General features: G+C 58.7%; 8 protein-coding genes and 1 pseudogene. 3 read left to right on the top strand and 6 right to left on the bottom strand.

Going from position 1 to position 9271, the window contains the following annotated elements; translation table 11 throughout:
* Nucleotides 1-571: tRNA 5-methoxyuridine(34)/uridine 5-oxyacetic acid(34) synthase CmoB (gene cmoB / locus PFH44_RS21845; RefSeq protein WP_283826121.1), on the top strand; the 571-nt coding region annotated here is incomplete at its 5' end.
* A 210-nt stretch (nt 572-781) separates the two neighbouring features.
* Here the strand turns inward: cmoB and cutC are convergent.
* Nucleotides 782-1516, bottom strand: a complete 735-nt coding sequence (gene cutC / locus PFH44_RS21840; RefSeq protein ID WP_045859243.1) for a copper homeostasis protein CutC — start codon at nt 1514-1516, stop codon at nt 782-784.
* Nucleotides 1517-1592: 76 nt separating this feature from the next.
* Nucleotides 1593-2162 carry a VOC family protein gene (locus tag PFH44_RS21835; protein WP_045859244.1) on the bottom strand — a complete coding sequence of 190 codons (570 nt, stop codon included), beginning with the start codon at nt 2160-2162 and terminating at the stop codon, nt 1593-1595.
* Between the two features lie 229 nt (nt 2163-2391).
* Here PFH44_RS21835 and argS point away from each other — a divergent pair, with 229 nt between their 5' ends.
* Nucleotides 2392-4125 carry an arginine--tRNA ligase gene (argS, locus tag PFH44_RS21830; protein ID WP_283826120.1) on the top strand — a complete coding sequence of 578 codons (1734 nt, stop codon included), beginning with the start codon at nt 2392-2394 and terminating at the stop codon, nt 4123-4125.
* Nucleotides 4126-4221: 96 nt separating this feature from the next.
* Here the strand turns inward: argS and bglB are convergent, their stop codons facing one another.
* Nucleotides 4222-5361: a beta-galactosidase BglB gene (gene bglB / locus PFH44_RS21825; protein ID WP_283826119.1), complete on the bottom strand. Its 1140-nt coding sequence runs from the start codon at nt 5359-5361 to the stop codon at nt 4222-4224.
* 4 nt (nt 5362-5365) lie between these two features.
* Entirely contained in the window at nt 5366-6949 is a 1584-nt protein-coding gene (locus PFH44_RS21820) for an MFS transporter (protein WP_045859251.1), read from the bottom strand.
* A gap of 360 nt (nt 6950-7309) precedes the next feature.
* Between PFH44_RS21820 and uspC the strand changes: the two genes are divergently transcribed.
* Nucleotides 7310-7738, top strand: coding sequence for a universal stress protein UspC (uspC, locus tag PFH44_RS21815; protein ID WP_283826118.1), 429 nt, complete (start codon nt 7310-7312; stop codon nt 7736-7738).
* A 27-nt stretch (nt 7739-7765) separates the two neighbouring features.
* Here uspC and otsA read toward each other — a convergent pair whose 3' ends face one another.
* Nucleotides 7766-9190: an alpha,alpha-trehalose-phosphate synthase gene (gene otsA / locus PFH44_RS21810; protein ID WP_283826117.1), complete on the bottom strand. Its 1425-nt coding sequence runs from the start codon at nt 9188-9190 to the stop codon at nt 7766-7768.
* A pseudogene (locus tag PFH44_RS27960) lies at nt 9165-9271 on the bottom strand (trehalose-phosphatase); the annotation flags it as partial. The pseudogene PFH44_RS27960 and the gene otsA, both read right to left, overlap by 26 nt.

Genomic DNA, 9271 nt, shown 5'->3' with positions numbered 1-9271 from the left:
GCATCTGGCGGTGGGTATCGACCCGACGCAGCTGTTTTTATGCCAGTTTGAAGCAGTGCGCAAGCTGCTGGGCAACGACCAGCGCGCCCATCTGCTGCCGCTGGGCATTGAGCAGCTGCCGGCGCTGAACGCCTTTGACACCGTATTTTCAATGGGCGTGCTTTACCACCGCCGCTCCCCGCTCGACCATCTGTGGCAGCTCAAAGATCAGCTGGTCGAAGGCGGCGAGCTGGTGCTGGAGACGCTGGTTGTTGAAGGTGACGAAAATACCGTGCTGGTACCGGGCGATCGCTACGCGCAGATGCGCAACGTCTACTTTATTCCTTCGGCGGCTGCGCTGAAAATGTGGCTGGAAAAATGCGGCTTTGTCGACGTGCGGATCGTTGACGTCTGCGTGACCAGTACCGAAGAGCAGCGCCGCACCGAATGGATGACCACCGAATCGCTGGCGGATTTCCTCGATCCGAACGACAGCAGCAAAACCCTCGAAGGCTATCCCGCACCGCTGCGCGCGGTGATAATCGCCACCAGGCCTGAAACTCAGCAGTCGCTGGCAAAAAAAGCGCGCTAACGCCGCCCGGTCAGGATCGCTCGGGCATCGCGCCCCGGCGATCGGTCGCCAAATTTTGCATAAAAAAAGGCCCCTGTTGAAATTGCAGGGGCCTGGTACGGGCAATCATCATATTGGGCGACATGATGTGCAGCAAAAAACGGTTTTCTCTCTCTGCCCACGGCCGCTGTGCTGACCAGCCTGCAGGCTGGGCGCAAACAACGCGGGCACTCAGGCGGAAATAATGCTCTTCATTTCCGCCACCGCTGCGCCGTTAACGGCATAGCGTGAATATTCATCTGCTTCGGCATCCGTAGACATCGACAGCCTGGAATTACGAAAGCGCATCGGCGAAGGCAGCCACTGGCCGGCGGAGCTGTGCACTTCTTTTACGCCGGCTTCCAGGAACTGCGGCAGGTTTGCTGCTCGCACACCTGCTCCGGCCATAATGATTGGAGTATCGCCCAGGGCAATAAGTTCCAAAATTAATGAAATACCTTTTTCTGCGCTCGCCTGCTGACCGGATGTCAGGATCCGCGCAACGCCTAATTCAGCCAGCGCCACGTAGGCCTGATACGGGTTTGCGCACATATCGAAAGCTCGGTGGAAGGTCACCGCCAGCGGTCCCGCCGCGGCCATAATTTTACGCATCCGCGCGGTATCAACCCGACCGTCGGCGTCCAGAACGCCGATCACGAGGCCCGGAAAACCCAGTTCCCGCACCGTCGCCACGTCGTCGAGCATCGCCGCAAACTCGCCCTCGGTGTAGCAAAAATCACCGCCGCGCGGGCGAATAATCGGATGCACCGGGATAGTCAGGGTCCTGCGGGCCGCTTTGAGCACGCCCAGCGACGGCGTTAACCCTCCCTCCTGCGGCGCAGCGCACAGTTCGATGCGGTCTGCACCGCGTCGCTGCGCCTCCTCGGCGCACTCCGTGCTGTAACAACATACTTCCAGTAGCGTCATTCCATTCTCCATTCACGCCGCGGGCAACACAGCATGTCACGATTTTTCCGCTCAGAAACCGCGTAGCTTCACACTGTTACGCATCCGTTTTTTCACTGGCGATAATTTGCTCGATGGACCACGGGTGAAACTTGATCGTCACGCTCCCGTCCGTCACCGCCAGCGTCGGATTTGCCAGGCGTTCGTGCTGCCCTTTCGGCGAGCTGGTTTTGACGAAGATCCCCGGCTGGCTGAGGCCGTCGTCGGAGAGCAGCGCCAGCGCGCGGGCATTAAGCGTTTCCGGCTCGCCGGCGAGCACAATCTCAACGTGCTCCCAGCCCTCGTGCGGGTAGCGCTTTTCCCCAGGCCACGGCAGTTCAACCACGCTAAAGCGCCAGTGCGCCACGATCGCAGGTTCATCCAGCTTAAACAGGCAGATAGGCCGACCGTTAATGGTGTTTTCCGACAGCAGCGTGCCGCACTGCTCAAGCCCGAGGCGCCAGCGCGCCGCGGTTGTATTCTGATGACAGCGCAGCGAGATGTGGTCCGCAGACAGGGGCGCGATATCCAGCCCGAGCCGCGCGGCCAGCTGGCCTAACGCCTCGGTGAAGCGCGGCAGATCCGCGGTAATATCCTGAAGTTCATCAATTTGCTGCCAGTTCGCCATTCTTGACCTCGACGCTCGCTAAAGGGGCTAATTTATCGCGTTTCCCGGCGGCGACCAACCCGCAATCTTCTTTATCCTGCCCGCGCTGGTTATTCGTTAAGCACGCCGCCCGGCAACGCGCGTGCAGGGCTGACGCAGGGGTGCAAATGCAGTATACTCCTGCCCTAATTTGTCCACATTCCGGCGCCACCCTGCAGGGGTTACGGCGCCTCAAAAGTAAGGTATTCCGGTGAATATTCAGGCTCTTCTCTCAGAAAAAGTCAGCCACGCCCTGATCGCGGCAGGCGCCCCTGCCGATTGCGAACCGCAGGTCCGCCAGTCAGCAAAAATCCAGTTCGGTGACTATCAGGCCAACGGCGTGATGGCGGTCGCTAAAAAACTGGGTATGGCACCGCGACAACTGGCAGAGCAGGTGCTGTCTCATCTCGATCTGAACGGCATTGCCAATAAGGTCGAAATCGCCGGGCCTGGCTTCATCAATATTTTCCTCGACCCGGCGTTTTTAGCCGCCAACGTTAGCCAGGCGCTGTCCGCAGAGCGCCTTGGCGTCGCCCAGCCGCAGGCGCAGACTATCGTCGTCGACTATTCTGCGCCCAACGTAGCAAAAGAGATGCACGTCGGCCACCTGCGCTCCACCATCATTGGCGATGCAGCGGTTCGCACCCTCGAGTTCCTCGGCCACAAGGTGATTCGCGCTAACCACGTCGGCGACTGGGGCACCCAGTTTGGGATGCTGATTGCCTGGCTCGAAAAGCAGCAGCAGGAAAATGCCGGCGAAATGGCGCTGGCGGACCTCGAAGGCTTTTACCGTGAAGCGAAAAAGCACTACGACGAAGACGAAGCCTTCGCCGAGCGCGCCCGCAGCTACGTGGTTAAACTGCAGGGCGGCGACGAGTACTTCCGCCAGATGTGGCGCCAGCTGGTCGACATTACCATGTCGCAAAACCAGATTACCTATGACCGCCTGAACGTGACCCTGACTCGCGACGACGTAATGGGTGAAAGCCTGTACAACCCGATGCTGCCGGGTATCGTTGCCGATCTGAAAGCGCAGGGCCTGGCCGTTGAGAGCGAAGGCGCCACCGTAGTATTCCTTGATGAGTACAAAAACAAGGACGGCGAACCGATGGGCGTTATCATCCAGAAAAAGGATGGCGGCTATCTCTACACCACCACCGATATCGCCTGCGCAAAATACCGCTACGAAACCCTGCACGCCGATCGCGTGCTCTACTACATCGACTCCCGCCAGCACCAGCACCTGATGCAGGCGTGGACCATCGTGCGTAAAGCGGGCTACGTGCCGGCTTCCGTCCCGCTGGAGCACCATATGTTTGGCATGATGCTCGGTAAAGACGGTAAGCCGTTCAAAACCCGCGCCGGCGGTACCGTGAAGCTTGCCGACCTGCTGGACGAAGCGCTGGAGCGCGCGCGTCGCCTGGTTGCCGAGAAAAACCCGGATATGCCTGCCGACGAGCTGGAGAAGCTGGCTAACGCGGTTGGGATCGGGGCGGTAAAATATGCGGATCTGTCCAAGAACCGCACCACCGACTACATCTTCGACTGGGACAACATGCTGGCGTTTGAAGGCAACACCGCGCCTTACATGCAGTATGCCTATACCCGCGTGCTGTCGGTGTTCCGCAAAGCGGAGATCGACGAAAGCGCTCTGGCCGCGGCGCCGGTCATCATCACCGAAGATCGCGAAGCGCAGCTGGCCGCACGCCTGCTGCAGTTTGAAGAGACGCTGACCGTCGTTGCGCGCGAAGGGACCCCGCACGTCATGTGCGCCTATCTGTACGATCTGGCCGGCCTGTTCTCCGGCTTCTACGAGCACTGCCCGATCCTCTCCGCGGAAAGCGAAGAGACGCGCAACAGCCGCCTGAAGCTGGCGCAGCTGACCGCCAAAACCCTGAAGACCGGTCTGGATACCTTAGGTATTGAAACCGTCGAGCGGATGTAATACCGCTCTGATAAACGATAAAGAAACCGGCTTATGCCGGTTTCTTTTTTTGCGCCCTCCTCCGACCCCACGGCGCAGAGCCGGTAAAGTTCGCCGTCAGAAATACCGGCGCAGGTATTCCGTCATGCACAGGATCGCCATCGCCTGCCCGTAGGGCATCGAGGTGAGCGGGATCTGGCGATAGAAGTCGAGATTCGAGCCCATTCCGGTGCCGAATGAGGTTTGCAGCAGCTCCCCCTGCGGGGAGATATTTTGCACGATCCCGCGCATGGCCTGCTCCGCGACGCGCTCATACTCCCGGCTCACGTAGCGTTTACGTACCGCCTTCAGGATACCGTAGGCAAAACCGGCGGTTGCCGACGCCTCCAGATACGAATCCGGATCGTCCAGCAGCGTATGCCACAGACCGCTCTCGTGCTGGCACGCTGCCAGCGCCGCAATTTGCGCATTCAGCACCTGAAGCAGATAGCGCCGCACCGCGCTGTGCTCGGGGAGGTCCACCAGTTCGAGAAAGTCCGGGATCGCCATCGTCAGCCAGCTGTTGCCGCGCGCCCAGCGGGCGCGGGCGAAATTATGCTGGCCCTCATAGCTCCAGCCGTGGAACCACAGCCCGCTTTCCCGGTCCATCAGGTTTTGCACGTGGAGTAAAAACTGGTATGTCGCCTCTTCCACATACTGCGGTCGGTTGAGTAATTTGCCGATTTTCGCCAGCGGCAGCACGGTCATCATCAGCGTGTCGTCCCACATCTGCTGATGATTCTCCTCCGCCAGGGTGATGTGCTGCATCCCGCCGTGACGGGTGCGCGGCATCTCGTGCATTGCCCATTCGGCCCAGCCGTCGAGCCACGGCAGATACTCCTGCCTGCCGGTCTCCTCATAGCGCCAGGCCAGGGTCAGGAATGGCGCCATGGTGTTGACGTTTTTGCTGGTCGCGCCTTCAGCGAAGCGGTCCGCAAACCAGCTGTCGATAATATCGCGCATTGCGATATCTCCGGTCTGCTGGTAGTACTGATAGATACCGTATAAACCGACGCCGTGGGTCCACTCCCAGCCGGCCCACCCTTTGGTATCAATGACCCGCCCATCGTCAAGCCGTAGCAGAAACGCGCCCGTTTCGTCCTGAATATTGACCAGATTGTCGGTCACTTTCTCGATAAGCGCCTGCAGCTCGTTGCGCGCAATAAAGCGCTCCGGCTGACGCAGTAAAGGGCTATGTTTGACAGGCCAAACCTTCATATTATTAACCTCTGTTCCATGTTGAATTCATTTCAGCACCCTGCCTGAGGGACGGCGCGGCAGGCTTATTGCGATTCAGATAGCCGATGTTGTTATTTCCCCACAGGCATGCGTAAGGCATACCGGCCAGCATCTCTACCACCGCCCGATCCTCGGCGCAGGTGAGCTCCGGCTGCGCCCGGCCCGATTGGCGCATTTTGCGCGTTTCGGCCTGCAGCACGCCGTGGGTCTCGAGGTTGAGCTTAAAGCGCAGGGAGACGAGGAACCCGCAGGCCAGCACCGCCAGCGTGCCCACGCTCAGAATGAGCAGGATGGTGTGGCTGACCTCGTCGGGCTGCGTTTTCTGCCCGGAGACAAAGCCGGAGAGCTGCATAATGATGCCCACCAGCATCACCGCTCCCGCCTGAGAGGCCTTGCGGGTCAGCGTCATGATGCCGGCGAAAATGCCCTCCCGACGCTGGCCGGTGATCGCCTCATCGACGTCGGCAATATAGGTGTAGGTGTTCCACGGAACATAGTTGATCCCGCCGCGGCCGAGGCCGGCAATGGCGGAAACCAGCAGCAGCAGCGAATAAACGTCGCTCAGCCCGGCGTAGTAAAGCAGCGCATAGGAGAGCGAGCCGAGGCCAAACAGGATAACCACCATCCGATAGGACGGCGCCGGCCCAAAGCGGATGCACAGCGGGATCATGGCAATGACCGCAATAAACTGGAAGATGGCCATAGTGCCGAGCAGGTTGGATGCCACGGCGGCTTCCTGCATCAGTACAAAGACGACGTAGTAGGTGAAGACGGCGTTAAACACGTCCTGAGCAATATAGCCGCCAAGATACATACCCAGATGCTGGCGGAAGATCTTAATGCGCAGCGTCGACGTGAGCTCGATAAACAGGCGATTGAGGCTCTGCGCCAGCGAGAGATTACGCTTCTCCTCCTCGGCCCGCAGCGCCGTCTCCGACCACGCATCGCGAGAGCGCTCCCAGGTAAAGAACCAGACGAACGTCAGCATCACCGCGCAGAGGACCGAGAACACCAGGCTTGCGTAAAAGAAGGAGATGGCATTGTCCTTACCAAAGTGGGTAAGCAGCACGCCCGGCAGGAATGAGGCGAGGATTGCCGACATTTGCGCCATCGAAATACGCGCCCCGGAGAATTTCGTTTTCTGTTTAAAATCATCGGTCATTTCCGGGACCAGGGTTTCGTACGGCACCAGAATCATGGTGTAGACCATATCAAATAGCAGATAGGTGAGCAGGTAGTACCAGAACCCCATATCGCCTACCCACATCATTGAGTAGCTGAATACGCAGGGGATACCCAGCAGGATAAAGAACTTTCGTCTGCCGAAGCGTTTGCCGAGCCGGGTGGTGCCAAAGTTATCGGTCAGGAAGCCCATCAGCGGGCTAATTACCGCATCCAGCACCCTGGCGGTGGCAAAGATAAGGGTGGCCTGAATCGGAGACAGACCGCAAAAGGTGGTGTAAAAATAGAGCAGCCATGCCGCGGTGAGCGCGGTGGTTCCTGCGCCGAGGAAATCGCCCGATCCATAGGCAAGATAGTTAGCCAAACCGATTTTACGTGTTTTCATCGCCGTAAATCCTGTGTCGTTATTTTTAGTGAACTCCGACAATCTTTCTGGCCAGGCCAAAAGGGAGTAGGTACCTGGCTACAGTAAAAGGATGAAAACGGGGTTACCTTTTCATTTTTGCCAGCCCTGACCCGGCAATGGCAAAAACGCAAAGAGAGGGTGAACGCGCATCACCGATTTATAAAACAGCTTTTCTTTTATGGCAAAACCAAAGACCATTTTTGAGAGAGGGCTGCCAGAATCGCTATTTCGCGCCCCGCGCAGCGGCAGGCCTGGCAGCAAACAATAGCCCTTGCGGGAACAGGGAAATCGGAGTAAAGAAAAGAAGAAGGGTTATTTTGCGTATCTTAAGGAGGCTTGATGCCCTATTCACATCTGCTTGTAGCCGTTGCCCCAACGCCGGAAAGTCGGACGCTTATCAACAAGGCGGTCTCTATCGCACGCCCGCTTGAGGCCAAAATTAGCCTGATAACGCTGGCAACGGACCCGGAAATGTATAACCAGTTTGCGGCGCCGATGTTAGAGAACCTGCGGGATCTGATGTATGAAGAAACCCGCGGCTTTCTCAACGGCCTGGCTCAGGATGCCGGCTATCCGATTGAGGAAATCACCATCGCCAGCGGCGAACTTGGCCATCACGTGAAGGATTTTTGTCAGCAGCATCGGGTGGATCTGGTGATTTGCGGCAACCACAACCACAGCCTGTTTTCCCGCGCCACCTGCTCGGCGAAAAGTATCGTCGGCAGCAGCGGCGTTGACGTGCTGCTGGTATCGCTGGAGAAAGGCTAGCGCCGAAGCGCCAGCCTGAGGTCCGAACTAGGCCAGTTTGGGGAAGGTCGCCACCTTACGCTGCAGGTGACTCTCCTCATTTCTCGGTTCTACCCGCTTTAGGTCGGCGATAAACCTCTCCTGCCAGCGGTGGATATCGTTGTCCTTAACCACCGCCAGCATCGCCGAGTGGCGCGCAATACGTTCTGCCAGCGGCATGGTGAGCGCGGTGTCCAACGCCGCGGCGACCTCATCACGATCGTAGGGATTGACGATGAGCGCCGTCGGCAGCTCGTTTGCCGCGCCGGCAAACTGCGCCAGCCCCAGAACCCCGGGATTCTGCGGATCCTGGGCGGCAACAAGCTCCTTCGCCACCAGATTCATCCCATCGCGCAGGGGCGTCACCAGCCCGACGTCGGAATAGCGGAAAATTTTCATCAGCAGCTTGCGTTCAAAATGCTGATTCAGGTAGTAGAGCGGCGTCCAGCCCAGCTGCCCATACTGGCCGTTAATGCGCCCGGCGGCGGTCTCCAGCTGGTGGCGGATGTCCTGGTAGGCCTGTACATCACCGCGCGAGGTCGGGGCAATCTGGGTGTAGCGAATCTTGCCGTGATGCTGGGGATATTTCTCCAGCAGGGCCTCATAGGCCAGGAAGCGCTCCGGCAGCCCTTTCGAGTAGTCCAGCCGCTCAACGGAAAAGATATTCTGCACGCTCTTGAGTTCGCTTTTGAGCTGCGCCAGCTTCGGCGGCAGCGGCCCTTTTGCGCTACGCGCGATCTCATCGGGGTCGATGCCAATCGGGTAGACCTCGGTCTGGAACGGTTTGCCCCAGGCGACATGAGCGTTTCCGCTGCGGGTGGTCAGGCGGGTCTGCAACGCGATGCAGTCAAGAAACGCCTGCCGGTCGCTCTCGGTCTGGAAGCCCAGCAGATCGTAGTCGCAGAGCTGTTCAAGCAGCTCGGCGTGCGGCGGCAGCGCGTTAAATATTTCCGGGGTCGGGAAGGGAATATGTAAAAAGAAGCCGACCCGATTATTAACCCCGCGCTGGCGCAGCTCGTGCGCTAGGGGCAGCAGATGATAATCGTGGATCCACACGATGTCGTCAGGCTCAATCAGCGGCAGCAGTTTATCCGCCAGCGTCGCGTTTACGCGCTGATAGCCCTCCCAGGCGTCGCGCTGAAAATCGACCAGATCGAGACGATAGTGAAACGCGGGCCACAGCACCGCGTTGGAAAAGCGGTTGTAGTACTCGTCGTGGTCCTGCTCGCTAAGATTAAAGGAGGCCCAGGTAATATTTCCCTGAGTGACCTTTTTCAGCGGCTGGCTATCGTCGCCAATTTCCCCGCTCCAGCCGAACCACAGCCCACCGGCCGCTTTTAAGGCCCCCATAATCCCCACTGCCAGGCCACCGGCGCTGGCCTTTTTATCATCCGGGGGAGCAATACGATTAGATACTACGACTAAGCGACTCATAGCCATCTCTCCTGTCGGTTAGCGCGTCTGGTTGATGTCCATTATTCGCAATATTATTTAGCCACTGGTGCACCGCCGCGA

Source organism: Klebsiella sp. Ech2A (genome assembly GCF_030078455.1).
GTDB classification, from domain to species: Bacteria; Pseudomonadota; Gammaproteobacteria; order Enterobacterales; family Enterobacteriaceae; genus Klebsiella; species Klebsiella terrigena.
The sequence above is the reverse complement of the archived record's forward strand: the minus strand, read 5'-3'. Positions and strand labels throughout refer to the sequence as shown.